This is a genomic window from Streptomyces sp. GbtcB6 (assembly GCF_019091475.1).
Lineage (GTDB): Bacteria > Actinomycetota > Actinomycetes > Streptomycetales > Streptomycetaceae > Streptomyces > Streptomyces hyaluromycini.
Genome location: NZ_JAGXJL010000006.1, coordinates 159,368 through 182,759, shown reverse-complemented (window position 1 = coordinate 182,759; position 23,392 = coordinate 159,368). Strand labels below are relative to the sequence as shown.

The 23,392-nt window shown below is 72.3% G+C and carries 24 protein-coding genes; 11 read left to right on the top strand and 13 right to left on the bottom strand.

Annotated elements, in window-relative coordinates; genetic code table 11:
- Positions 1–204 precede the first annotated feature (204 nt).
- On the bottom strand, positions 205–1,491 hold the full coding sequence (locus KVT45_RS13175) for a DUF692 domain-containing protein (protein ID WP_217547146.1): 1,287 nt from the start codon (positions 1,489–1,491) through the stop codon (positions 205–207).
- 123 nt (positions 1,492–1,614) lie between these two features.
- Entirely contained in the window at positions 1,615–2,406 is a 792-nt protein-coding gene (locus KVT45_RS13170) for a DUF4142 domain-containing protein (protein WP_217547144.1), read from the bottom strand.
- A 199-nt stretch (positions 2,407–2,605) separates the two neighbouring features.
- Here KVT45_RS13170 and KVT45_RS13165 point away from each other — a divergent pair, with 199 nt between their 5' ends.
- The gene (locus KVT45_RS13165) at positions 2,606–3,934 is read left to right on the top strand and encodes an NAD(P)/FAD-dependent oxidoreductase (protein WP_217547142.1); all 1,329 of its coding nucleotides are present in this window, start codon (positions 2,606–2,608) and stop codon (positions 3,932–3,934) included.
- Between the two features lie 7 nt (positions 3,935–3,941).
- Here the strand turns inward: KVT45_RS13165 and KVT45_RS13160 are convergent, their stop codons facing one another.
- Positions 3,942–4,661, bottom strand: a complete 720-nt coding sequence (locus KVT45_RS13160; RefSeq protein WP_217547141.1) for an aminoacyl-tRNA hydrolase — start codon at positions 4,659–4,661, stop codon at positions 3,942–3,944.
- Between the two features lie 108 nt (positions 4,662–4,769).
- Here KVT45_RS13160 and KVT45_RS56245 point away from each other — a divergent pair, with 108 nt between their 5' ends.
- Positions 4,770–5,642: an ATP-binding cassette domain-containing protein gene (locus KVT45_RS56245; protein ID WP_254646704.1), complete on the top strand. Its 873-nt coding sequence runs from the start codon at positions 4,770–4,772 to the stop codon at positions 5,640–5,642.
- Positions 5,639–6,310 carry an ABC transporter gene (locus KVT45_RS56240; protein ID WP_254646703.1) on the top strand — a complete coding sequence of 224 codons (672 nt, stop codon included), beginning with the start codon at positions 5,639–5,641 and terminating at the stop codon, positions 6,308–6,310. Before KVT45_RS56245 ends, KVT45_RS56240 begins: the two co-directional genes overlap by 4 nt.
- Here KVT45_RS56240 and KVT45_RS13150 read toward each other — a convergent pair.
- The 7 genes from KVT45_RS13150 to zapE all read right to left on the bottom strand — a co-directional run bounded on the left by KVT45_RS13150 (position 6,302) and on the right by zapE (position 12,269).
- Complete coding sequence (locus KVT45_RS13150) at positions 6,302–6,484, bottom strand: hypothetical protein (RefSeq protein ID WP_217547139.1); 183 nt, start codon at positions 6,482–6,484, stop codon at positions 6,302–6,304. The two genes, KVT45_RS56240 and KVT45_RS13150, sit on opposite strands and share 9 nt — an antisense overlap.
- Positions 6,485–6,502: 18 nt before the next feature.
- Entirely contained in the window at positions 6,503–7,357 is an 855-nt protein-coding gene (locus KVT45_RS13145) for a polysaccharide deacetylase family protein (RefSeq protein ID WP_217547137.1), read from the bottom strand.
- Between the two features lie 64 nt (positions 7,358–7,421).
- On the bottom strand, positions 7,422–8,258 hold the full coding sequence (locus KVT45_RS13140) for a slipin family protein (RefSeq protein WP_217547351.1): 837 nt from the start codon (positions 8,256–8,258) through the stop codon (positions 7,422–7,424).
- A gap of 144 nt (positions 8,259–8,402) precedes the next feature.
- The gene (locus KVT45_RS13135; protein ID WP_217547136.1) at positions 8,403–9,872 is read right to left on the bottom strand and encodes a SulP family inorganic anion transporter; all 1,470 of its coding nucleotides are present in this window, start codon (positions 9,870–9,872) and stop codon (positions 8,403–8,405) included.
- Positions 9,873–9,880: 8 nt separating this feature from the next.
- Positions 9,881–10,459 carry a carbonic anhydrase gene (locus tag KVT45_RS13130; protein WP_217547134.1) on the bottom strand — a complete coding sequence of 193 codons (579 nt, stop codon included), beginning with the start codon at positions 10,457–10,459 and terminating at the stop codon, positions 9,881–9,883.
- A gap of 103 nt (positions 10,460–10,562) precedes the next feature.
- A complete protein-coding gene (locus KVT45_RS13125) occupies positions 10,563–10,958 on the bottom strand; it encodes a hypothetical protein (RefSeq protein WP_217547132.1) in 396 nt (131 codons plus the stop codon).
- A 204-nt stretch (positions 10,959–11,162) separates the two neighbouring features.
- Positions 11,163–12,269: a cell division protein ZapE gene (gene zapE / locus KVT45_RS13120; RefSeq protein WP_217547130.1), complete on the bottom strand. Its 1,107-nt coding sequence runs from the start codon at positions 12,267–12,269 to the stop codon at positions 11,163–11,165.
- A gap of 277 nt (positions 12,270–12,546) precedes the next feature.
- On the opposite strand from zapE, the gene KVT45_RS13115 reads away from it, so the two are divergent.
- From KVT45_RS13115 to KVT45_RS13095, 5 genes are all read left to right on the top strand, one after another.
- Positions 12,547–13,299 (top strand): pyrimidine reductase family protein, encoded by a 753-nt coding sequence (locus KVT45_RS13115; protein WP_308310722.1) that lies wholly within the window; start codon positions 12,547–12,549, stop codon positions 13,297–13,299.
- 154 nt (positions 13,300–13,453) lie between these two features.
- Positions 13,454–13,927, top strand: coding sequence for an indole-3-glycerol phosphate synthase (locus KVT45_RS13110; protein ID WP_089104693.1), 474 nt, complete (start codon positions 13,454–13,456; stop codon positions 13,925–13,927).
- Positions 13,928–14,094: 167 nt separating this feature from the next.
- The gene (murC, locus tag KVT45_RS13105; protein ID WP_217547127.1) at positions 14,095–15,483 is read left to right on the top strand and encodes a UDP-N-acetylmuramate--L-alanine ligase; all 1,389 of its coding nucleotides are present in this window, start codon (positions 14,095–14,097) and stop codon (positions 15,481–15,483) included.
- A 13-nt stretch (positions 15,484–15,496) separates the two neighbouring features.
- On the top strand, positions 15,497–15,904 hold the full coding sequence (gene msrB, locus KVT45_RS13100) for a peptide-methionine (R)-S-oxide reductase MsrB (protein WP_217547125.1): 408 nt from the start codon (positions 15,497–15,499) through the stop codon (positions 15,902–15,904).
- Between the two features lie 178 nt (positions 15,905–16,082).
- Positions 16,083–17,381: a PP2C family protein-serine/threonine phosphatase gene (locus tag KVT45_RS13095; protein ID WP_217547123.1), complete on the top strand. Its 1,299-nt coding sequence runs from the start codon at positions 16,083–16,085 to the stop codon at positions 17,379–17,381.
- On the opposite strand, the gene KVT45_RS13090 is transcribed toward KVT45_RS13095, so the two are convergent.
- Together KVT45_RS13090 and KVT45_RS13085 are read right to left on the bottom strand one after the other, a co-directional pair.
- A complete protein-coding gene (locus KVT45_RS13090; protein ID WP_217547349.1) occupies positions 17,378–18,808 on the bottom strand; it encodes a cell wall metabolism sensor histidine kinase WalK in 1,431 nt (476 codons plus the stop codon). The genes KVT45_RS13095 and KVT45_RS13090 overlap by 4 nt on opposite strands.
- A 59-nt stretch (positions 18,809–18,867) precedes the next feature.
- Entirely contained in the window at positions 18,868–19,563 is a 696-nt protein-coding gene (locus tag KVT45_RS13085; protein WP_217547122.1) for a response regulator transcription factor, read from the bottom strand.
- Positions 19,564–19,714: 151 nt separating this feature from the next.
- Between KVT45_RS13085 and KVT45_RS13080 the strand changes: the two genes are divergently transcribed.
- Genes KVT45_RS13080 through KVT45_RS13070 form a run of 3 tightly spaced genes read left to right on the top strand, consistent with a single transcriptional unit; the run spans position 19,715 to position 22,231 of the window.
- On the top strand, positions 19,715–21,052 hold the full coding sequence (locus KVT45_RS13080) for a ferric reductase-like transmembrane domain-containing protein (protein WP_217547120.1): 1,338 nt from the start codon (positions 19,715–19,717) through the stop codon (positions 21,050–21,052).
- A 10-nt stretch (positions 21,053–21,062) separates the two neighbouring features.
- Positions 21,063–21,488, top strand: coding sequence for an FMN-binding protein (locus tag KVT45_RS13075; RefSeq protein ID WP_217547119.1), 426 nt, complete (start codon positions 21,063–21,065; stop codon positions 21,486–21,488).
- Positions 21,489–21,490: 2 nt separating this feature from the next.
- A complete protein-coding gene (locus tag KVT45_RS13070; RefSeq protein WP_217547117.1) occupies positions 21,491–22,231 on the top strand; it encodes an FAD:protein FMN transferase in 741 nt (246 codons plus the stop codon).
- An 80-nt stretch (positions 22,232–22,311) separates the two neighbouring features.
- Here the strand turns inward: KVT45_RS13070 and KVT45_RS13065 are convergent, their stop codons facing one another.
- A complete protein-coding gene (locus KVT45_RS13065) occupies positions 22,312–23,367 on the bottom strand; it encodes a tartrate dehydrogenase (RefSeq protein WP_217547115.1) in 1,056 nt (351 codons plus the stop codon).
- Positions 23,368–23,392 lie beyond the last annotated feature (25 nt).

Below are 23,392 nucleotides of genomic sequence, written 5' to 3'. Positions count from 1 at the left end.
GGTCAGGACGGTTGTTCGGCCGCGGGCCGGTGGGGACTGATCGCACCCACGCGGCGGAGCCGCAAATCAAATACAGCCCCGCGCCCCTGACGGGGCGCTTCCCAGCCGCGCCCTACATAGCTGCGGGCAGGCGTGCCGCAGGGCGGCACGGGTGGGCGCGGCGGCACCCGGCCAGCGCCGGTGAGCGTCCCCACCCCCCGGCCACTACCCGCGCCGCAGCAGCACCCTCCGCGCAAGCGACCGCCGAGGTGTCGGACCCGCCCGCTCCAGCCACCACTGCTCCAACCGCCGATGAGACCCCCCGTCCCCCGGCCGCCCCTCCCGCAGCAGTTCCCCCGCGAACTCCAGCGCGTCCCGCCGGTAGCCCCCCGTCATCGGCCGTTCCTGCGCATACGCCAGGAACGCCGCCCGGTAACCCGCCCCCAGGATCTCCGGCAGCTCCGGCGCCACCTTCGCCACCACGTCCGCCCGCTTGGCCGCCAGCGCCCGCGCCTGCACCCCCATCCGTACCCGGTCGAACCCCTCCGGCACCGGTGTCCCCGCGATCAGCGAGGACAGCACCGCGGCCTGCGCGAGCCCGACCCGCTGCCGGGTGGCGTCGGACACCTCTGGCGCGGCCGCCGCCGGCGAGGGCTCCCAGGGCTCGCCGGCGGCCACCGCACCCCCCGCCGCCACGGCCGCCCGGATCGCCGTCAACTCCCGCTCCAGCTCGGCCGGTTCCGGAAAGTTCTCGTCCCGCTCCAGCAGCACACCCGGCGGCGCCACCCGGGACGCGAGGCCGGTCAGGATGTCCAGGACCGCCGGGGGCACCGGATGGGCGTGGCTGTCGTGCCAGACGCCGTCCCGCTCGAAGCCGCCCGCGACATGGACGTAGGCGATGGCCTCCACGGGGAGTTCGGCGAGCTCCTTGGCCGGGTCCTCACCGCGGTTGACGTGGTTGGTGTGCAGGTTCGCCACGTCGATCAGCAGCCGTACCCCGGTACGGTCCACGAGGTCGTACAGGAACTGCCCCTCGGTCATCTCCTCGCCCGGCCACGAGATGAGCGCGGCGATGTTCTCGACGGCGAGCGGCACGGGCAGTGCGGCCTGGGCGATCCGGACGTTCTCGCAAAGCACGTCGAGGGCGTCCCGGGTGCGGGGGACGGGGAGCAGATGGCCCGCTTCCAGGACGGGCGACACCGTGCGCGGGCCGCCCGCGCGGACGAACGCGATGTGCTCGGTGACCAGCGGCGAGCCCAGCGCCGCCACCCGCTCGGCGAGTGCGGCCAGCCGGTTCTCGTCCGGGCGGTCCGCGCCGCCGAGGCCCAGTGAGACGCCGTGCGGTACGACCGTCACCCCGCGCTCGCGCAGCCGCCGCAGCGACTCGGGGAGGTGGCCCGGGCAGGTGTTCTCGGCCACGACCTCGACCCAGTCGATGCCCGGCATGCGCTCCACGGCGTCGGCGATCTCCGGCCGCCAGCCGATGCCCGTTCCCAGCCGCTCCAGAGCCATGGCCGTCCCCCCTGCTGCTTCGAGTGAGGGGGGTATGGCCCCGGAGCGCGCCCGCGAACCGCGTTGCCTGCCGCTTCAGAGCAACATTTGAGGTTCGGGGTCGCGCTCCGGGGAGCTCTCCGGCTACTGGCCGAGTACGCCGAGCGAGTCCGTCGGGTCCGGGCGAGCCGTGTTCACCGTGCCCGGCGCGCCGGGGGAGGGCTTCGACGAGGTCTGGACGTTGACGCTGGCCTGCGCGGCAGGCGCGGAGGGCACCACCTGTCCGGGGACCGGCACGGCCGGACCGGTCGGGCTGGCCGTCGTCGCGTTGGCGATCTCGTTGGCGATGGCGTCGAAGTCGACCTTGCCGGTCTTCTCCAGGATCGTGATGTGGTCGAGCACGGTCTGGTTGGCGTCCGAGGCCAGCTGCCGCACCAGGGTGTTGCGGGTGGTGTTCCGCACCGTACCGATCGCCGGGAAGATCTTGCCGTGCGCGGCCCGCAGCAGGTTCACGAACTTGTACTCGTACTCCGAGCCGGTCGCCGCCGACATCTCGTCGAGCCAGCCCTGCTGCTGCTCGTTCGGCACGTTGGGCAGCTCGACGCCCAGCTGCGCCGCGACGATCCGGACCCGCTTGTCGAGGTCGGTGTGGCCCACGATCAGGTGGTCGCCTGCCTCCTTGATCGCCGTGCTCGGCGCCCGCTGGATCGCCTGCTGCCCGGCCGGCAGCTCCCACAGCCCGGCCAGCCGCACCCGCACGATCAGGTCCCGGTCGGCGGCGGTCAGCGGACCCCACTGAGTCGCCACGGTGCCCGCCGCCACATTCGCCTGCCCGGTGCCGGAACGGTCGGCGTACGACCACACGGGGTAGGCGAGTGCGCCGAGCGTGGTGGCGAGGGCCGCCATGATCAGGGCCGTTCCGTTGAAACGCCGCAAGGGATGCCTCCCCGTGTCGCTGGTTCAGTGCCAGGACGTACGAGTGGGGCGGCAGCGGTGTTCAAACAAACGGCAAAGTCTCCAAGGAAAGGTAAAAAATCCGAGGCCGGAGTCAATGGTTTGACATTCGAGTATCTCTATGTTCAATCTTATCTGTCTTGGAAATCGAGATGAGTGAACATCGAGGAAAGTGATCGCCATGCACGTCCTGGTCATAGGCGGCGGTACCGGCGGGATGTGCCTGGCGCACGGTCTGAAGAAGGCCGGCGTCTCCGTCGCGGTGTACGAGCGCTACGGCTCCCGGAGCGACGGCCTGTACGGCTACCGGGTCGGCATCGACCCCACCGGCAGCCGTGCTCTGCACGAGTGCCTGCCGCCCGGGCTCTTCACGACGTTCGTCGGCACCTGCGCCCGGGACCCCCGGTACTTCAACGTGCTCACCCAGTCGAACCGCACCACCGCCACGATCGAACTGCCCGAGGCGGCCGACGCGGTGAACAGCGAACGCTCCGTGTCCCGCTCGACCCTGCGCCAGGTGCTGTTCACCGGCATGGACGACGTCGTGCACCACGGCAAGGAGTTCACCCGCTACGAGCAGCACCCGGACGGCAGGGTCACCGCCCACTTCGCCGACGGCACCACCGCGACCGGTGACGTCCTGGTCGCCGCCGACGGAACCCGCTCCGCCGTACGCCGGCAATACCTGCCGCACGCGGAGATCAAGGACACCGGGATCACGGCCGTCGCCACCAGGACCGCCCTCACGCCCGAGACCCGCGCCCTGCTGTCGGACGAGGTGCTCAACGGACTCTCCCTGATCTTCGGCACCAAGGGCCTGATCGGCATGCTCCACGTCATGGAGTTCAAGTGGGACGCCGAGGGCCGGCCCAAGAACCCCGCCGACAAGGCACTCCTGGACAGCTGGTCGGGCCTGCGGTTCGACAACACCCGCGACTACATCAACCTGTCCGTCTGGAGTTCCCACGACCGCTTCCCCGAGGACACGGCCCGGCAGCGCGGCAAGCAGCTCGTCGACACGGTCCTGCGGGTGACCCGCAACTGGCACCCGGACCTGCGCAGGATCTTCGAACTGTCCGACCCGGCGGCGGCGTTCCCGCTGAGGATCGCCACCTCGGTCCCCGTCGACCCCTGGCCGACGACCGCCGTCACCCTGCTCGGCGACGCCGTCCACACCATGACCCCGGGCCAGGGCGTCGGCGCCAACACCGCGCTGCGCGACGCCGCGCTGCTCTGCCGGGAACTGACCGCCGCCGCCCGCGGCGACAAGCCGCTGCTCACCGCGATCGGCGACTACGAGGCGGAGATGATCCCCTACGGCTTCACCCGCGTCGCCGAGTCCCTCGACAACAACGGCACCAGCGGTGACGACCCGCTCTACCGGCCCGTCACCGGCCGCCTCGCCCTCTTCGCCACCCGGAGCTTCTTCAGCGCGACCGGCAAGGTCCCCGCCCTGCGCCGCAAGTTCCTCGCCGACATGTACGCCTACCGGGGTGCCGACACCGACTGACCGCGTGCTATCCCCGGAGCGCGGGATGGTCCGCGACCACCGTGCAGCTGCCCGGCGCGATCTCGGTGAACCCGGCGTCCCGCACCAACGGCAGCCCGCTGTCCGTAAGTTCACGCCACTCGGCCGGATCGGCGGTCCGCACGGCGAGCGGGAACCCGGCGTCGCGCCAGGCGTCCCGCTCCTCCTCCGACAGCGCCCACCAGGCCAGTTGGGCCCCGTGCCCGGCCTGCGCCATCGCCTTGCCTGCCGACATCTCCAACTCCGGGTTCAGCCACAGCACAGGCCCGGTCCGGTCGGCGCCCACGGGCGGCTCCGGATCGTCCAACTCGGTCCCTGACACCTGCAACTTGGCCAGCTCCCTGGGCCACCCGTCCAGGGGAACGGGCGGAAACACCCGTACCTCGGCGGACTTCCCCGTGAGGGTGATCCCGGGCAGCTCCCCGGCCCGCCGCCACTCGGCCCCCCGCGCCCGCCGCACGACCTTCCGGATCCGCGCGTCCTCCCAGTCCCGCACGGCCTGCGCCCACTCCCCGTCCCCGAGGGCCCGCCCATCACTGAGCATGGCCAGCACGGCCCGAGCAGCGGTCTCAAGAGCGTCGGTGCGGGCTGGAGGAGCGGCCTTTTCGATTCGTACGACGAGCGGCAACACGAATTGAGGTGCCTTGTCGCGCTTGGTGGGCTCCGACTGGAAGGGACTGTCGCTGGGCTGCGTGGGAACTTCGCTCACACCAGCCAACCTATAAGGGGCGCGGGGAACTGCGCGAACGGCCCCCACCCACCCGCAGACCGCGCACAACCGAAACACACCACCCCGATCCCGCACGACAATGTCCCCATGCACCGTGATCTTGAACTGGCCCGCGTAGGCCGCCGCTACGGCATACGCGGCCCCTGGGTGTTACGAGGCGTCGACCTCACCATCACCCCCGGCTCCCTCACCCGCGTGGAGGGAGCGAACGGCACCGGCAAGTCCACCCTGCTCCGCCTCGTCGCCGGCATAGACGCCCCCACCGAGGGCCGCATCACCGGCCGCCCCCGCACCGCGTACGTGCCCGAGCGCTTCCCCTCGGCCCTCCCCTTCACCCCCTCCGGCTATCTCACCCATCTCGGCACCGTCCACGGCCTCTCCCGCCGGTCGGCCGCCGCCCGCGCAGCGACCTGGCTGGAGCGGTTCGGCGCCGCGGCCTACGCGGTCACCCCCATGGCCCAGCTCTCCAAGGGCACCAGCCAGAAGGTCGCGGTCGCCCAGGCACTGCTCGCCGACCCCGAACTCCTCGTCCTCGACGAGGCGTGGACCGGCCTCGACGCCGAGGCCCGCGCCGAACTGGAGCGGGCCGTGGCCGAGCGCACCGCCGCCGGGGGCGCCGTCGTGTTCGTCGACCACGATCCCCGGCGCCTCGCGGGCGCGCCCGACGCGATCCACCAGGTCGTCGACGGCACCCTCAGACCCCGTACCGACCAGGCGCCTTCACCCGTCGGCCCGCTCACCGCCGTCACCGTCCGGGGCCCGGCCGGCGGCCGGCTGCCCGCCGACGCGACCCGCACGGCGGCCTCGGCCGAGGAACCGGCCCCCGGCACCTACCGTCTTACGGTTCCCGCGTCCCACTCGGACGTGGTGCTGCGTGCCCTCCTCACGGCCCACCCGCCCTGGCATGTGGTCTCCGTCAGTCCCCCGGACGTCCCACCGGACGAGAAAGACCGCCCATGACCGCACTCCTGCGCTACCAGACCGCTCTCCTCCTGCGCTCCCAGCGCTGGCTGCCCCCGGTGATCCTGTACGCCGCGTTCCTGGGCGTGGGCGTGCAGAGCGGTCAGCCGGTGCTGGACTCGCTCGGCTACACGGCCGCCGCGCTGGTGCCGGTGGCCGCCTGGCTGGTACGGATCTGTGTCACCGGCGAACCGCCGGCCGCCCGCGCCTGTGTCACCGCGGCGCGCGGCCCGGCCAGGGCCCATCTGGCAGCCCTGCTCACCGCACTTTTCGCCGCCGCGCTGCTCGGCACCGCGGCCACCCTCGTCGTGACGGTGATCAGCCGGCACGCCACCAACGACCACCGGCTCCCCGTACCACCCCTGCGGGCCGGTGCCGCCGGTCTCCTCGCGACCCTTGCCTGCGCGCTGCTCGGCAGCGCCGTCGGCGCGCTCACCAACCGGCCGCTGCTGCGCTCGCCGGGCCGGGCGGTGCCCGCGATGCTGCTGGCCGCGCTGTTCTCGATGGTGGCCGCGGGCTCCCCGGCGCACGCGGCCGTCAGCGGCCTGGTCACCGGTTCGGAGTCCGGCCGGATCCCGGTCTCCCCGCTGCCGGTGGCCGCGGCGGCCCTGCTCACCACCGCGGCCTTCGCCATGGCCTGCGCTCTCAACGGCCGCCGCTCACCCTGAACAGGCGGTCCGCTGCGCCTCCTGCCACTCGCACCGGGGGCACATGGTGATGCCCTTGTACGACTCCGGGTACTCGGTCGGCTCCCGGCACAGCACACACTCCGCGTACGGCGGACCGTCCGCCGTCGGCGGCTGCGCGGCCCCGGTGATCGTGCAGTAGCCCTCGTCGCTCATACCTCCAGCGTAGGACGGTCACCGGTGACCGGGCGTCTCCCCGATCAGCTCGGACACCTTCACGAACCGGAAGCCCCGCTTGCGCAGCTCCGGTACGACGGTCCTGACCACCTGCTCGGTGGTCGGGGCGGCGCTGCGGGTGCAGTGCATGACGACCACGGAACCGGGCTTCACCCCGTCCAGCACCTGCTTGGCCACCGCGTCGGCGTCCGTCGCGAACGCGTCCCCGCTCACCACGTCCCACTGCACCGCGGTGACCCCGAGCGCGCCGACCGCGCGCAGCGCCTGCCGGTCGTAACACCCGCCGGGGAACCGGAAGTACGGCATCGGGTGCGGTACCCCGGCGCGGAGCAGCGCGGCGTAGGCGCGCTCCACGTCCGACTTCATGTTCGCGGCGGAGACGGTCGGCAGGCCGTAGCAGTCGCCGGTGAAGGCGTAGTGGCTGTAGGAGTGGTTGGCGACCTCGAACTGCGGGTCGCGGCCGAGGGAGCGTGCCTGGGCCGGGTACTCGTCGGCCCAGCGGCCGGTCATGAAGATCGTGGCCGGCACCTTCAGCGCGCGTAGGGTCGCGATCAGCGCCGGGTTGTCGAAGTGCTCGCCCGCGGCCGCGCGCGGCCCCTGGTCGGCGGTCATGTCGGCGTCGAAGGTGAGGGCGACGGTCTTGCCCAGGGTGCGCGGACCGTTCATGAAGACGGGCGCCGCACCGCCGGGGCCGGGGGTGAGCGTGGGCGGCGGGGTGGCGGAGGAGGAGGCCCTGGCGGGAGCCGGGGGGCCGGCGTGGGGTGCCTCGGTGGTGCCACAGGCGGCGAGCGCGGCGCCCAGGGCGACGCATACGGCGGTCGTACCGGTAAGACGGCGTACTAGTCGGATCACCGTATGAACGTAGGTCGGAATGTCCGATTTTCAGGGGTGGCGCGGCGGACGGCACGGCGCCGGGTCACCCGGGCGGCGGCCCTGTCCGCAGGGTGCTCTCGGTGATCCCGGCCGGGGCCTCGCCGTTCGGCCCCGGCTGCGGCCCGCCGGCCCGCTCCAGGAACCGCAGCAGCTCCACCGGGAACGGCAGGACCAGCGTCGAGTTCTTCTCGGCGGCCACCGCCACGATCGTCTGCAGCAGCCGCAGTTGCAGGGCCGACGGGGTGGCCGCCATCTGCTGGGCCGCCTCCGCCAGCTTCTTCGAGGCCTGGAGCTCGGCGTCGGCGTTGATGATCCGGGCCCGGCGCTCCCGGTCGGCCTCGGCCTGGCGGGCCATCGAGCGCTTCATCGTGTCCGGCAGGGACACGTCCTTGATCTCTACCCGGTCCACCTGCACGCCCCAGCCCACGGCCGGGCTGTCGATCATCAGCTCCAGGCCCTGGTTGAGCTGCTCGCGGTTGGAGAGCAGGTCGTCGAGGTCGCTCTTGCCGATGATGGAGCGCAGCGAGGTCTGGGCCATCTGCGAGACGGCGAACTTGTAGTCCTCGACCTTGACCAGCGCGCTCACCGCGTCGACCACCCGGAAGTAGACGACTGCGTCCACGCGCACGGTCACGTTGTCGCGGGTGATGCCCTCCTGGGCGGGGACCGGCAGCGTGACGATCTGCAGGTTGACCTTGTACAGCCGGTCCACGAACGGGATCACCAGATTGAAGCCGGGTGTCCGTACGTCACCCGTGACCCGGCCGAGCCGGAACAGCACGCCGTGCTCGTACTGCTTGACGACCCGCGCGCCGGCGGCCAGGTACAGCGCGCCGAAGCACAGCGCCGCCACCACCGCGACCAGCAACTCCTGAACCATCACGACCCCCAGGTAAAGAGGTCCGGTATGTCTGTTGCTGTAACGATATGCCCGGCGGGAGGGTAGGGGCCACGGCCGCCGGGGAGCAGGTCCGGGCCGGGATGCCGAGGGGCGTCGGCATCCCGGCCCGGGGCGGCCGCCGGTTCAGACGGCCGTGACCTTCACCGGCTCGGTGCCCGCGTCGCTGTGCCGCTCGGCCCAGCTCTCCAGTGCGGTCCGGCAGGCGTGATCGAGGTGGTGCAGCCCGGAGAGGTCCACCCGGATCGGGCGGTCCTGGGGCAGCGCCTCCAGGCTGTCGAGGATCTTCGGCAGCCGCAGGAAGGTCGCGTTGCCCGACAGGTAGGCGTCGACCGGCCCCGAGCCCTTGTCGACGACCTCCAGTTTGAGGTGCGAGGCCTCCCAGGCCGTCTTGACGATCGACAGGGCGAGCCCGATCAGGACGCCCTCGAACATGCTCACCGCGACGATCGACACCGCCGTGACGACGAGGATGAGCGCCTCGCCCCGGTGTTCGCGCCACAGCACGGCCAGCGCGCGCACCGGGATCAGCTTGGCGCCCGAGTGGACCAGGATTCCGGCGAGCGCCGGGATCGGTATGTACCCCAGCACTCCCGGCAGCAGGGCCGCGAACAGCAGCAGCCAGACGCCGTGCAGCACCCGGGACGCCTTGGTGCGGGCGCCCGCCTGGACGTTGGCCGCGCTGCGCACGATCACCGCGGTCATCGGCAGCGCGCCGAGCACCCCGCAGAGCGCGTTGCCCGCGCCCTGGGCGATCAGCTCCTGGTTGTACCGGGTGCGCGGACCGTCGTGCAACCGGTCCACGGCCGCCGCGCTGAACAGCGACTCGGCCGACGCGATCAGTGTGAACGCGACGATCGTGCCGATCAGCCCGACGCCCGCCAGTTCGCCGAAGGCGCTCAGCGGCGGCGGCTGGACGGAACCCAGCAGCCCGTGCACCTCGACGGTGGCCACCGGAAGGCTCAGGACGAAGGCGGCCAGGGTGGCGAGGCCGACGGCGGCCAGCGGTCCGGGGACCTTCCGCACCTTCGCCGGGGTGTACTTCCACAGCACCAGGACCGCGATCGTGCCCGCGCCGAGGGCGAGCGAGGCCAGCGCCCCGCCGTCCCCGAGGGCGTCCAGAAACGCCCCGGGCAGCCCGGCGATCTTGCCGGGGCCGGACTCGGGGGCCTTGGCGGCGAGTGCCGGATACAGCTGGCCGGCGATCAGCACCAGGCCGATTCCGGCCAGCATGCCCTCGACGACCGAGACCGAGATGGCCCGGAACCAGCGCCCCAGCTTCAGGACGCCCATGGTGATCTGCAGGACGCCGGTGGCCAGCACGATCACCCCGAGCAGCGGCAGTCCGAACTCCCGCACCGCCTCGAAGACGAGCACGGTCAGACCGGCGGCCGGCCCCGACACCTGAAGGCTGCTGCCCCGCAGCAGCCCGGTGACGAGACCGCCCACGATGCCGGTGACCAGGCCGAGTTCGGCCGGGACACCGGAGGCGACGGCCACGCCCACGCACAGCGGGAGCGCGACCAGGAAGACGACGAGAGAGGCGGCGAAGTCCTGCCGTATGTAAGGGAACTTGATGTGGGGGAACTTGGTCATCGCGACGCTCACAGGGTCTCGAACGCGTCGGTCTCGGCGCGGTGTTCGCGCACGGCACCGGTGTGGACCTCGTAGTACCAGCCGCGCAGGGTCAGTTCGCCCTCCGCCAGCTTCCTGTCGATGAACGGGTAGGAGCGCAGCCGCAGCAACTGGGCGAGCACATGGCTCTGCACGCCCTCGGCCACGGCCGGGTCCTCGACCGCCCCGGTCGGGCGTGGCTCGGCACTCGCCAGCCAGTCCCGGACGGCGGGTACGGCGGTCAGGTCGTCGCCGCGCACCAGCGCTCCGACGGCACCGCAGTGCGAGTGCCCGCAGACGACGATGTCGCGGACGCCGAGCACCTCCACGGCGTACTCGATGGTGGCCGCCTCGCTGGTGGGGTGGACCGAGGCGTACGGCGGGACGATGTTGCCCGCGGTGCGCAGCTCGAAGAGCTCGCCCGGGCGGGCGCCGGTGATCAGGGCCGGGACGACCCGGGAATCGGAGCAGGTGATGAAGAGCACCTGCGGGGACTGGCCTTCGGCGAGTCTGGCGAACTCCTCAGGGCGCTGTCCGAACGTACGGGCGTTGTCGATGAGGGGCTGCATGGTGTGTGGATTCCTCCTGGCGCGCTACAGCAGCGCGTCGGGCTTGCACGACGTTTGTGGGGGGATGAAGGGCATGGAGAGCCCCGGGGCAGAGCCCGTCCCGTCAGCAGCGGAAGACCTGAAGCGTGGCCGGTGAGTGGGCTCTCGATGCTCTTGACGTGCCGTGGTGCCTGGCTGCGGGAGGCACCGAGGCGCGTATGGCCTCGGTGTGGCGCGCGGTGGACGGACGGTCGTCCGCCCAGCCGACGGTGGCGCTGCGATGGCGGTCGGCGGTCTGCGGCGGGCTGGGGGGCTCGCCGCAGCGACCGTGGTCGCGGAGGGTGTGCGAGCCGTCGCGCACGACCTTCGCCGAGGGGTGCGGGCCGGACTGGGCTTTGGCCTCGACATGACTGAGGGTGTGCGCGGCTGCGAAGGTTGCCGTAGGCGCGAAGAACTGGACGGCGAGCAGGGCGGCGGCCAGGAGCGAGAGCACGGTCCGGGCCGTCGTACCTCGGAACATGAGCCCCCCTCGCGGCAGTTCACGCCTCTTGTGTGCACCAAGCACAGGTCAATGGTTGGTCAAGAAACACGTTAACCCTGCAAAGTTGTTTGCAGGGTTAACTCGGTGTTGCGAGCCGAAGAGAGCGTGAAAAGTGCCGGTGGTGTGGCCTGATCAGGCTCTTGACCTGGGGAGCTTGATCACATAGGGGGCGGCCGGCGGGGCCTAGCCGGCGGCCACGAGCCCCTTGGCGTCCCTGGCCAGGGCGGTGAGCCGGGATATCGCGCGGAAGTACTTCTTCCGGTAGCCGCCGTTCAGCATCTCCTCGCTGAACAGCTTGTCGAAGGGCATCCCGGAGGCCAGGACCGGGACCTCGCGGTCGTAGAGCCGGTCCGCGAGGACCACGAGCCGCAGCGCGGTCGACTGGTCCGGCACCGGCTGGACGTCCGTCAGGCAGACGGCCGCCACGCCGTCGGTCAGCGCGCCGTACCGGCTGGGGTGCACCTTGGCCAGGTGGTCCAGGAGGTGCGGGAAGTCGTCGAGCGAGGCGCCCGGGGTCGCGTACGCCGCCTTCGTCACCTGTTCGTCGGAGTACGGCGCCGGCGCCGCGGGCAGGCCGCGGTGGCGGTAGTCCTCGCCGTCGATGCGCAGGGCGCGGAAGTGGGCCGACAGGCCCTGGATCTCGCGCAGGAAGTCGGCGGCCGCGAACCGGCCCTCGCCGAGCTTGCCGGGCAGGGTGTTGGAGGTGGCGGCGAGCGCGACACCGGCGTCCACCAGCCGGCCCAGCAGCGTCGACACCAGGACGGTGTCGCCGGGGTCGTCCAGTTCGAACTCGTCGATGCACAGCAGGCGGTGGCCGGAGAGGGTCTGCACGGTCTGCTGGAAGCCGAGGGCGCCGACCAGGTTGGTCAGCTCCACGAAGGTGCCGAACGCCTTCAGCGCGGGCTCGGCCGGGGTGGCGTGCCAGAGCGAGGCGAGCAGGTGGGTCTTGCCGACGCCGTACCCGCCGTCGAGATAGACCCCGCGGGGCCCGGCGGGCACCTTGGCCGCCCTGCTCCTCCCGAAGCCGAAGAAACCGCGCCTCCCGCCGGCCACTGCGTGCGCCCCGCCGAGACCGCCGGCGAACTCTTCCAGAACCCGTACGGCCTCGGTCTGGCTCGGCTGGTTCGGGTCCGGGATGTAGGTGGCGAAGCGGACCGAGTCGAAACGGGGCGGCGGCACCATCTCGGCGACCAGCCGGTCCGCGGGGACGTGCGGCGAACGGGCGCACAGGGACAGCGGGGCCGCGTCGGCTATGGGGCTGACCTCGGATGCGGCGGGAGAAGACGACACGGTCACCCATGCTAGTTGCCGTGCCACACTGCACGACATGCGACGCCTGTTCCCTGTGACCGAACAAACAACAGCCCAGGCCTCCGGCGGTTCGGCCGAGGGGGCGGGGCCGGGGGGCGGGGCGGATGCCTCCGGCGGTTCGGCCGAGGGGGCGGGGCTTGGGGGCGGGGCCGGTGTCTCCGGTGGTCCGGGCGAGGGGGCGCGGCCCGGTGGCGGGGCGGGTGGTTCCGGTTCGCAGGGTGGAGAGGTGGACGGGGATGGCCCGGCTTTTGGCGGGGTGAGGGGTTCCGGTTCCGGTTTGGTCGATCGGGAGTGGGGGCTTGGCGAGTTGGCGCTTGCCTATGCCTATCCCGAGTCCGCCGGGCGGGAGGTCTGGCTGCGGGCCAACATGGTGTCCACGCTCGACGGGGCCGGTCAGCACGAAGGGCGTTCGCAGCCCATCTCCGGTGCGGCCGACATGCGGATCTTCGGCACCCTGCGAGGGCTCGCGGACGTCGTCGTCGTGGGGGCGGAAACGGTACGGCAGGAGGGGTATCGGCCGGCGCGCGAGCGTGCTGAGTTCGCCGGGGCCCGGGCTGCGGCGGGCCAGGCCAGGGTCGCCGCGGTCGCCGTCGTCACCGCGAGCCTCGACCTGGACTTCTCGCTCCCGCTGTTCACCTCGCCCCTCGTGCCCACGCTCATCCTGACCGGCGCGGCGGCCGCCCCCGACCGTGTCGCCGCCGCCGAGGAGGCCGGCGCCCGGGTGGTGATCGCCGGTGACGGCGCCGGCGTCGACCCCGCCCGCGCGGTCCGCGCCCTCGCCGGCCTCGGCCACACCCGGCTGCTCACCGAGGGCGGCCCCCGGCTGCTCGGGCAGTTCATCGCCGCCGGTGTCCTCGACGAGCTGTGTCTGACGATCTCCCCGATGCTCACGGCGGGCGACGCGCAGCGGATCGCCGGGGGACCCGGTGTCGCCGTACCCCGACGCTTCGAACTAGTGTCCCTCCTGGAAGAGGCCGGATTCCTGTTCGGTCGCTATCGCCGGTCCTGACATCAGCGGAATATCCCGTTCCGCTTAGCTTCCGGCGGGCAAACTGAATCCGGCAGTACCCGTGCGATCACGGGGCAGGATGGTTTCCGCAGGGGTGCTGGGCCCCACGGAGGACAGAGGGCCGCAGCGACCCTCCAAGGAGAAGAGGCGCCGGGTGTTCACAAGCGTTCTGATGATCGAGAAGGCCCTGACGTCCGCCGACGTGGAGTTCGTCACCACCTTGCACGGAGACGAGCAGGTCGCCTTCCACGTGCTGCTCCAGCCGCGCGGCGACCAGGCGGACCGCCTGCTGCGTGCCATCGACGACATCGCACTCGGCGAACTCGACGAGGCCGCCCGCGAGCGGGAGACGCCGGAGGGCGATGCGGCGAAGGGGCCGGCCGAGCAGGCGCTGGACGTGTCCCTCACGGCCCTGCGGGCGGCGGGGAGCACGGCGGAGGGGCGGATGGTCGAGGACCACCCGCTGGACGCGCTGCGGAAGCTGGTGGAAGAGGTGGGCGCGGACGAGGTGATCGTGCTGACCGATCCGCACTACGTGGAGGAGTTCTTCCACCGGGACTGGGCGTCCCGGGCGCGGCACAAGGTGGGGGTGCCGGTGCTGAAGTTGTTCTCGCACAGCAAGGCGTAGGCGCCGAAGGGGTGCGGTGTGTCGGCGGGTGCGGCTTCGTCGTGGCTTGTCGCGCAGTTCCCCGCGCCCCTTTGGGTTGGCGGGGCTCGCGTCCCCTGCAAAGGTGCCCGTGCTCCAGCACATAGGCTAGGCACGCTTTCGCACGTCACCGTCTCTGGGAGAAACACATGGCACCCGGCCTTCCTTCCGCCATGGAGCGACCGCACTTCATCGGGATCGGCGGCGCCGGGATGTCGGGGATCGCCAAGATCCTCGCCCAGCGCGGGGCCGAGGTGGCCGGGAGCGACGCCAAGGAGTCGGAGACCGCCGAGGCGCTGCGGGCGCTCGGCGTCACCGTGCACATCGGGCACGCGGCCGGGCACCTGGCCGACGACGCCAGCTGTGTCGTCGTGTCGTCGGCGATCCGGAAGGACAACCCCGAGCTGGCCCGCGCGGCCGAGCTGGGCATCCCGGTGGTGCACCGCTCGGACGCCCTCGCCGCCCTGATGGACGGCCTGCGTCCGATCGCGGTCGCCGGCACCCACGGCAAGACCACCACCACGTCCATGCTCGCGGTGTCCCTGACCGCGCTGGGCCGCAACCCCTCGTACGCCATCGGCGGCGATCTCGACGCCCCCGGCTCCAACGCCCTGTACGGGGAGGGCGAGATCTTCGTCGCCGAGGCGGACGAGTCGGACCGCAGCTTCCACAAGTACGCGCCCGAGGTCGCCATCGTCCTCAACGTGGAGCTCGACCACCACGCCAACTACGCCTCGATGGAAGAGATCTACGAGTCCTTCGAGACCTTCGCCGGCCGGATCGTGCCCGGCGGCACGCTGGTGGTCAACGCCGACCACGAGGGGGCGCGCGAGCTGACCCGGCGGCTGGCGGGCAAGGTGCGGACCGTGACGTACGGCGAGGCGGCGGACGCCGACGTCCGGGTGCTGTCCGTCGTACCGCAGGGCCTGAAGAGCGAGGTCACCGTCCTGCTGGACGGGACCGAGCTGACCTTCGCGGTGTCGGTCCCCGGACGGCACTACGCGCACAACGCCGTCGCCGCGCTGGCCGCCGGCGTGGCCCTCGGGGTCCCGGCCGCCGAACTCGCACCCGCCCTGGCCGCGTACACCGGAGTGAAGCGGCGCCTCCAGCTCAAGGGCGAGGCGGCCGGTGTCCAGGTCATCGACTCCTACGCCCATCACCCGACCGAGATGACCGCCGACCTGGAGGCCATGCGATCCGCAGGCGGGGACGCCCGGATCCTGGTCGTCTTCCAGCCGCACCTGTTCTCCCGCACCCAGGAGCTGGGCAAGGAGATGGGCGACGCGCTGGCCCTCGCGGACGCCTCGGTCGTCCTCGACATCTACCCGGCCCGCGAGGACCCGATCCCCGGGGTCACCAGCGAGCTGATCATCGAGGCGGCGCGAGGCGCGGGCGCCGACGTCACCGCCGTGCACGACAAGGACGAGGTTCCCGCCGTGGTCGCGGGAATGACGAAGCCCGGTGATCTGGTTCTCACCATGGGCGCGGGCGATGTGACCGACCTGGGCCCGAGGATCCTGGAACGCCTGGTGAAGTGAGGGGCTGAGAGTCATGTCGTACGACGTCGAGAAGCCGGACGAGCAGTGGCGGGCGGAGCTGTCGCCGGCCGAGTACGCCGTGCTGCGCCAGGCGGCGACCGAGCCGGCCTTCAGGGGTGAGTACACCGACACCAAGACCAAGGGCGTGTACTCCTGTCGCGCCTGCGGTGCCGAGCTGTTCACCTCCGGCACGAAGTTCGAGTCCCACTGCGGGTGGCCGAGCTTCTACGACCCGAAGGACACCGACGCGGTCGAGCTGGTCGAGGACCGTGCCCACGGGATGGTCCGCACCGAGGTGCGCTGTGCGCGTTGCGGCTCGCACCTCGGGCACGTGTTCGAGGGTGAGGGGTATGCGACCCCGACCGACCAGCGGTACTGCATCAACTCGATCTCGCTGCGGCTGACCGCCGACGAGAGCTGAGTCCGGCCGGGCCCGTCCTCAGGCGGGCCCGGAGGCCCGGCGGCGGGTGGCGACAACCACCAGGCCGCCCGCGACGTCCAGGCCCGCCGGGACCGCGGCGAACACCGTGGTGCCGTCGGGGAGGGGGGACACGCAGCCGGCTGGTGCCCGGAACGGGGCTGTTTGAGATTCTGTGAGGGTGTCGGGTGTCGCGCGATGGTTCCAGTCCCGCCGGGGACCCGCGTCCGCCGACGGCCCGGGCGGACAGGGCGGGCGTACGACGGGCGCCGACCCCTCCGCGCCGCTGCGGGCGTTGCGCACGGCCGCGGCCGGCATCGGCACGAGCCTTGACGAGTCCACCACCTGTACGGAACTGACCCGGGCGGCGGTACGGCTGGTGGGCGGGAGCGCGGCCGTGATGCGGCGCGTCGGCGACACCGTCTCCGGCTACGAGTCGATCACCGGCGACGCCGATCTGCTGCCCGACGCCCGCTGGGCCACCGCGGTGGCCCGGGACGCGGGCACCCCGGCGGCCGGCCACTGGGCGGACCCCTGGCTGTCCCGTCCGGTCGGCAGCCGTACCCGCCCGGCCCTGTGCGCGCCCCTGACCAGCGGCTCCGACCAGTACGGTGTCCTGGTCTGCGCCCGCGAGGGCGTCGCCTTCGCCCCCGCGGAGGCCGAACTGCTCGCCCTGCTCGCCGAACGCGCCGCCTCCCACATCCGGCACGCCCGCGAGTACGAGCAGGTCAACCGCACCGCCGGTGACCTGCAACGCGCCCTGCTCGCCGAGCCCGGCCGGCCGCACCCCAACCTGGACGTGGCCATCCGCTACCTCCCGGCCGGCGGGCGGGTGCTGGTCGGCGGCGACTGGTGCGAGACCGTACGGCTGCACTTCGGGCGCACGCTGCTCGTCGTCGGCGACGTGATGGGCCACGGGCTGGAGGCCGCCGTCGACATGAACGCCTACCGGTCCTCACTGCGCTACATCGCCTCCTCCGAGCTGCCCCCGCACCGGGTGCTGCGCCAGATGGACGACATCGCCGCCACCGAGGCGGACCGAAGACCCGCCACCTGCCTGCTCGTGCGCGTCGACCCGGGCCGTGGGCAGGTCACCCTGGCCAGCGCCGGCCATCTGCCGCCCGCGCTGATCACCAGGGGAGGCCGTACCGCACTCCTGCAGGTCCCCGTCGGCCCGCCCCTGGGCACCGGTTTCGGCGGCTACGAGTCGGCCACCCACCGGCTCGAACCCGACGAGGCGCTGGTGCTCTTCACCGACGGCCTGGTGGAACACCGCGGCGAGGACATCGACCGCTCCCTGCACCGCCTCGCCGACCTCCGCTTCACCCCCGCCGCCGGCGTCGACAGCCTGCTGGAGTCCATCCTCACCCGCCTCGACGCCCGCCACGCCGAGGACGACGTCGCGGTGCTGGCAGCGCGCCCGCACCCCCGGCAGGGCGGATTCGGCCCGGGCGCGGAGGACGCGGCGGAGGAGAGCTAGCCGGCGGTACGGGCAGCGGCCGGTTTCCTGGGCAGCGTCAGTGTGAACACCGTGCCGGCCGCGGGGCCCTCGCCCAGTCCGATGGTCCCGCCGTGCGCCTCCACCAGCGCCCGGGCCACCGACAGGCCGAGCCCGCTGCCGCCGCGGTCGCGGCTGCGGGCCTTGTCGACACGGTAGAAGCGGTCGAAGACCCGGGCGCGGTCGCCGTCCGGGATGCCGGGGCCGTGGTCGGTGACGCTCACCGACGCCGAGCCGGCGGTGACGGCGACCGTCACGGAGACCGGGGTGCCGGTGGGCGTGTGCACGGCCGCGTTGGTGAGGAGGTTGTCCAGCACCTGGCGGATACGGACCGGATCGAGGCGGACCGGGACCGGGTCCGGGCCGGCGGTCACCGTCAGGGGATGGTCGGCGTGGGCGGCGCGGAAGGCGTCGGCGGCCTCCCGGACCAGCTCCGTCAGGTCGGCGTCCTCCAGCCGCAGCGGGGTCTCCACCTCGGCCGCGTCAAGGCGGGCGAGGAGCAGCAGGTCGTCGAGGAGGATGCCCATCCGGGCGGCCTCCGCACGCAGCCGGGCCAGATGGCGGTCGCGTTCCCCGGGCTCGTTGGCGGCGGCGTACTGGAAGAGGTCGGCGTAGCCGCGTACCGACATCAGCGGGGTGCGCAGCTCGTGCGAGGCGTCCGCCACGAACCGGCGCAGCCGCTGTTCGGCCTCGGCGCGGACGGCGAGGGAGTGGTCGATGTGTTCGAGCATCGTGTTGAACGCGGTGCGCAGCTCCTCGACCTCCGGCCCGCCGCCCCGCTTCGCCGCGCGCAGCGGCAGCCGGGCCGCCGACTCCGTCAGGTTGTGCGAGGCGATGCCATGAGCCGTGTGCGCCATGTCGCTCAGCGGTTCGAGACCGTGCCGCAGCAGCCGGCGGCCGAACACCACCAGCGCCAGCAGCGCCAGTCCGAAGGCGACCACCTGGACCGTGACCAGCTGCCGAACCGTGTTGCCGATGCTGTCCGTCGGCGCCCCGCTGACCAGCACCACGCCCGGCTCCACCTCGCAGCCGCGCAGCCGGTACTCGCCCTCCCCGGTCAGGTCCTTGGTGCGCAGTACCTCGGTGCCCGCCGCGATCTGCGCCTTCGCCACCGAGGTGAGCGGGGCGATGTCCGCGGGCAGGTCACTGCTCTCCTCCGGCTTGCGCAGCACCGGGGTGCCGTGCGAGACGTCGTACACGGCGTAGTACCAGTGGTAGTACTTCTTGCCCTGGAGCGTGCCGTTCTGCGCGATGCTCTTGGACTGGGCGACCTGGGCCAGCCCCAGCTGGTCGTCCAGCTGGGCCGACAGGTAGTCCCGCATGTACATCGTCAGCGCCGAGCCGACGACCGCGAACACCACCAGCGCCAGCGCCCCGAGCCCCAGCGCCAGCCGGGTACCCAGGCGCATGGCCCGGTACGAGCGCCGCAGCCGGCCGATCCGCGCCAGGCCCGTCCGGAACCGGCCGGTCACTCCGCGGCCTGCTGCCGGATGACGTACCCGAAACCGCGCACGGTGTGGATCAGCGACTCCCCGCCGGCCTCGTCCATCTTGCGGCGCAGCCGACTGACGACCAGCTCCACCACGTTCGAACGGCCGCCGAAGCCGTACTCCCACACGTGGTCGAGGATCTGCGCCTTGGTGAGCACGGTCGGCGACTTGCGCATCAGGTAGCGCAGCACCTCGAACTCGGTCGGGGTCAGCGAGAGCAGCCGGTCGCCGCGGCGGACCTCGCGGGTGTCCTCGTCCATCGTCAGGTCGGCGACCCGGAGCACCGAGCGCTGGAAGCCGGGCCCCGCGCTGCGCCGCAGCACCGTGCGCAGCCGGGCCATCAGCTCCTCCACCGCGAACGGCTTGACCAGGTAGTCGTCCCCGCCCCGGGTCAGCCCCGCGACCCGGTCCGCGACCCCGTCGCGCGCCGTGAGGAACACCACCGGCACCATCGTCCCGGAGTGCCGCAGCCGGTCGAGCACACCGAAGCCGTCGAGATCGGGCAGCATCAGGTCGAGCACGACGATGTCCGGCCGGAACTCGGCGGCCCTGGCCAGCGCGTCCTCACCCGAGTACGCGGTGACCGCCTCCCAGCCCTCGTACCGCGCGACCGTCGCGACCAGGTCGGCGATCGGCGGGTCGTCGTCCACGACGAGGAGTCGTACTTTTTCCACCCGCTCATACTGCGCCACCCGGCCGTGGACGCCAGACCCGTGCTCGCACAGAGAACACATCGATAACGAGTTGAAAGTCGGCCGACAGGAAAACGACAGCAGTGGCGGGTGAAGCTCGACTCCCAGGATCCGATCAAGGAGCTGCGCACCCGTGACGACCGTCCAATCACCCCCTGCGCCCCCCACGGCGATACGCCCCAGGGTGGTGGCCCGAACGGGCCTTTACGCCGTGCTCGCCGCGAACGCGGCCGTGGTCGCCTACTTCTTCGCCCAGGCGGGCTTCGCCTCCAACGCGCTGATCGTCATCGGCCGCTTCTTCGGTCTCTACGGCGCCCTCGTCATGGCCTTCCAGCTGGTGCTGGTGGCCCGGCTGCCCTGGCTGGACCGCCGGATCGGCATGGACCGGCTGACCTCCTGGCACCGCTGGACCGGTTTCGCCCTGCTCTGGACGCTGCTCGCGCACGCCGTCTTCATCAGCTTCGGCTACGCCGACGGCGCGGGCGTCGGCCCGGTCTCCGAGCTCGTCGACCTCGCCGAGACGACCGAGGGCGTGCTCCGCGCGGTCGTCGCGTTCGGCATCATCGTCGTGGTCGGCGCCGTCTCGGCCCGCTACGCCCGCCGCCGGCTCGCCTACGAGACCTGGCACTTCGTCCACCTGTACACCTACGTGGCCGTGGTCCTCGCCTTCAGCCACCAGGTCGCGGTCGGTACGACCTTCACCTCGTCGTCCGCCGCGAAGACGTACTGGTACGCGGTGTGGGGCGTGGCGCTCGGCGCGGTGGCCCTGGGCCGCCTGGTCCTGCCGCTGTGGCGCAACTACCGGCACCAGTTCCGGGTCTCCGCCGTCGTCCCCGAGTCGGACAACGTGGTCTCGGTCCACGTCACCGGCCGCGACCTCGACAAGCTGGGCGCGCAGGCCGGCCAGTTCTTCCTGTGGCGGTTCCTGACCAAGGACCGCTGGTGGCAGGCGAACCCCTTCTCCCTCTCCGCCGCCCCCGACGGCCGCACCCTGCGCCTGACCGCCAAGGCCGCCGGCGACGGCAGCGCCGCGCTGCGCCACCTCAGGGTCGGCACCCGCGTCTTCGCCGAGGGCCCCTACGGCGCCTTCACCACCCTGCACCGCCGGAAGTCCGAGTCCCTGCTGATCGCCGGCGGGGTCGGCGTCACCCCCATCCGTGCGCTCCTGGAGGACCTCGAAGGCCACGCGGTCGTCATCTACCGAGTCGGCACCGACCGGGACGCCGTCCTCTACGACGAACTCCGTGACCTCGCCGTCGCCAAGGGCGCCGAACTCCACCTGGTCACCGGCCCGCCCGTCCCCGACAGGCTGGCCCCGCGCGAACTGGTCCGACTGGTGCCGGACATCGCCGACCGGGACGTCTTCCTGTGCGGGCCGCCGCCGATGATGAACGCGGTGCTGCGCACCCTGGGAGACCTGGGCGTGCCCAAGCCGCAGATCCACTTCGAGCGTTTCAGCCTGGCGGGATGAGAGAGACACCGTGAAGCGAGCCATACCTGTCGTCGCCCTGAGCATCGCGGGCCTGATCCCCGTCTGGCGCTACGAGCCGTCGATCGGCGGTACGACGTCCGCCACCGCCGAGTCCGCCACGCCTGAGTCCGCCACCACGCCGTCGGCCGCCTCGACCACCGCTTCGGGCACCTCTTCCGGCACCGTCGTCAAGGGCACCACCGTCAACACCGACAAGGGCCCGGTGCAGGTCCAGGTGACCTTCTCCGCCGACAAGATCTCCGCGGTGACGATGCTCCAGCAGCCGAACCATCCGCAGACGACCGCCGCGGTGCCGGTACTGATCTCGGAGACACTGAAGGCGCAGAGCGCGGACATCGACACCGTGTCCGGTGCGACGATCACCAGCGACGCCTACAAGGAGTCCCTCCAGGCCGCGATCGACGCGAAGGGCTGATCGTGCACCGAGTCGAACACGTCATGGGCTTCCCGGTCTCGCTCCGCGTCGACGACGAAGGGGATTTCACCGGGGCCGCCGACGCCGTCTTCGCCTGGCTGCGCGAGGTCGACGAGCGGTTCAGTCCCTTCCGGCCGGACAGCGAGGTCTCCCGGCTCGACCGCGGTGAGCTCGCCGGGTCCGAGGTGAGCCCGGACCTCGCCGAGGTGCTCGCGCTGTGCGAGGAGTACCGGCTGGCGACCGGGGGCGCGTTCGACGTACGGCTGCCGGGGCGGGGCCTCGACCCGTGCGCGGTGGTCAAGGGCTGGTCGGTGCAGCGGGCGGCGGAAGGGCTGTCGGCGGCCGGGGCACGGCGGTTCGTGCTGAACGCCGGCGGTGACGTGGTCGCCTCCGGCGGGCCCTGGCGGGTGGGGGTACGGCACCCCGAGCACGCCGACCGGCTGTGCACGGTCCTCGAACTCACCGACGGGGCGGTCGCCACCTCCGCCCGCTACGAGCGCGGCGACCACATCGTCGACGGCCGCACCGGGCGTCCGGCGACCGGCCTGCTCAGCCTGACGGTCGTCGCCTCCTCTCTGACCGAGGCGGACTCCGTGGCCACGGCCGCCTTCGCGATGGGCGCCGAGGGCGTCGGGTGGGCGGCCGCGCGTCCGGGCTGCGAGGTGTTCGCCGTGGACGCCGGGCGTCAGGTGCTGCGGACGGCGGGTTTCCCGGTCGCGCGGGAGCCGTCGGCGGCCGCCTGACCCCCGGCGGAGACGGCCCTGTGGCGTGGCCGGGACCGTCCCGCGCGTCAGTCGTCCAGGGCCACCTCTGAGCGTCCCGGTCACAGCAGGTCGACGATCCCCGCCGTGAACTCGGCCGTGGTCGCCGAGCCCCCGAGGTCCGGGGTGCGCAGCCGGGTCGTGGACAGGAGCGTGGCGATCGCGTCGGTGACGGTGCCGGCCGCCTCGGGGTGGCCGAGGTGGTCCAGCATCATCGCGGCGGACCAGATCGCACCGAGCGGGTTCGCCGTGCCGCGCCCGGCGATGTCGGGGGCCGAGCCGTGCACCGGCTCGAACATGGAGGGGAAGTCCCGTTCGGGGTTGAGATTGGCCGCCGGGGCGATGCCGATGCTGCCGGCGATCGCCGCCGCCAGGTCGCTGAGGATGTCACCGAACAGGTTGGAGGCGACGACGACGTCGAAGCGGCCCGGGTCGAGCACGAACTTCGCGGCCAGCGCGTCGATGTGCTCCTGGTCCCACGCCACCTCCGGGTGCAGGGCGGCGCGTTCGGCGACGAGTTCGTCCCAGAAGGGCATCGTGTGCACGATCCCGTTGGACTTCGTCGCCGAGGTCAGCCGGCCGGACCGGCCGGCGGCCAGCTCGAAGGCGTAGTCCACGATCCGGGTCACGCCCTTGCGGGTGAACACCGCCTCCTGCACGGCCGTCTCCTCCGGCAGACCGCGGTACAGCCGCCCGCCGATCTCGCCGTACTCGCCCTCGACGTTCTCCCGTACGACGACGAAGTCCACGTCGCCCGGCCGGGCCTCGCGCAGCGGGCTGGTCACGCCCTCGAAGACGCGGATCGGGCGCAGGTTCACGTACTGCTGGAAGCCGCGCCTGAGCGGGATCAGCAGGCCCCACAGCGAGACATGGTCCGGGACCCCGGGGTAGCCGACCGCGCCGAGCAGGATCGCGTCGTGCCCGCGGATCCGGTCGAGGCCGTCGGCCGGCATCATCGCGCCCTCGGCGAGATAGCGCTCGCAGGACCAGTCGAAGGTGTCGTAGGTGAGGGCGATGCCGTGGCGGGCGGCGACGGCGTCCAGCACACGGCGGGCCGCGGGGACGACCTCGGCGCCGATGCCGTCGCCGGGGATCAGGGCGATGCGGTGCTTCTCCATGGGAGGGATTGCAGCAACGGTTCGT

Excerpts from the sequence above, each read along its gene's own strand:
- KVT45_RS13090 (WP_217547349.1), bottom strand. The coding sequence starts at position 18,808 with ATGCGCCTGGGTACCCGGCTGGCGCTGGGGCTCGGGGCGCTGGCGCTG.
- KVT45_RS13150 (WP_217547139.1), bottom strand. The coding sequence starts at position 6,484 with ATGAGCGACGAGGGCTACTGCACGATCACCGGGGCCGCGCAGCCGCCG.
- KVT45_RS56245 (WP_254646704.1), top strand. The coding sequence starts at position 4,770 with ATGCACCGTGATCTTGAACTGGCCCGCGTAGGCCGCCGCTACGGCATA.
- msrB (WP_217547125.1), top strand. The coding sequence starts at position 15,497 with ATGTCGTACGACGTCGAGAAGCCGGACGAGCAGTGGCGGGCGGAGCTG.
- KVT45_RS13175 (WP_217547146.1), bottom strand. The coding sequence starts at position 1,491 with ATGGCTCTGGAGCGGCTGGGAACGGGCATCGGCTGGCGGCCGGAGATC.
- KVT45_RS13125 (WP_217547132.1), bottom strand. The coding sequence starts at position 10,958 with ATGTTCCGAGGTACGACGGCCCGGACCGTGCTCTCGCTCCTGGCCGCC.
- KVT45_RS13130 (WP_217547134.1), bottom strand. The coding sequence starts at position 10,459 with ATGCAGCCCCTCATCGACAACGCCCGTACGTTCGGACAGCGCCCTGAG.
- KVT45_RS13135 (WP_217547136.1), bottom strand. The coding sequence starts at position 9,872 with ATGACCAAGTTCCCCCACATCAAGTTCCCTTACATACGGCAGGACTTC.
- KVT45_RS56240 (WP_254646703.1), top strand. The coding sequence starts at position 5,639 with ATGACCGCACTCCTGCGCTACCAGACCGCTCTCCTCCTGCGCTCCCAG.
- KVT45_RS13140 (WP_217547351.1), bottom strand. The coding sequence starts at position 8,258 with ATGGTTCAGGAGTTGCTGGTCGCGGTGGTGGCGGCGCTGTGCTTCGGC.
- KVT45_RS13165 (WP_217547142.1), top strand. The coding sequence starts at position 2,606 with ATGCACGTCCTGGTCATAGGCGGCGGTACCGGCGGGATGTGCCTGGCG.
- KVT45_RS13065 (WP_217547115.1), bottom strand. The coding sequence starts at position 23,367 with ATGGAGAAGCACCGCATCGCCCTGATCCCCGGCGACGGCATCGGCGCC.
- murC (WP_217547127.1), top strand. The coding sequence starts at position 14,095 with ATGGCACCCGGCCTTCCTTCCGCCATGGAGCGACCGCACTTCATCGGG.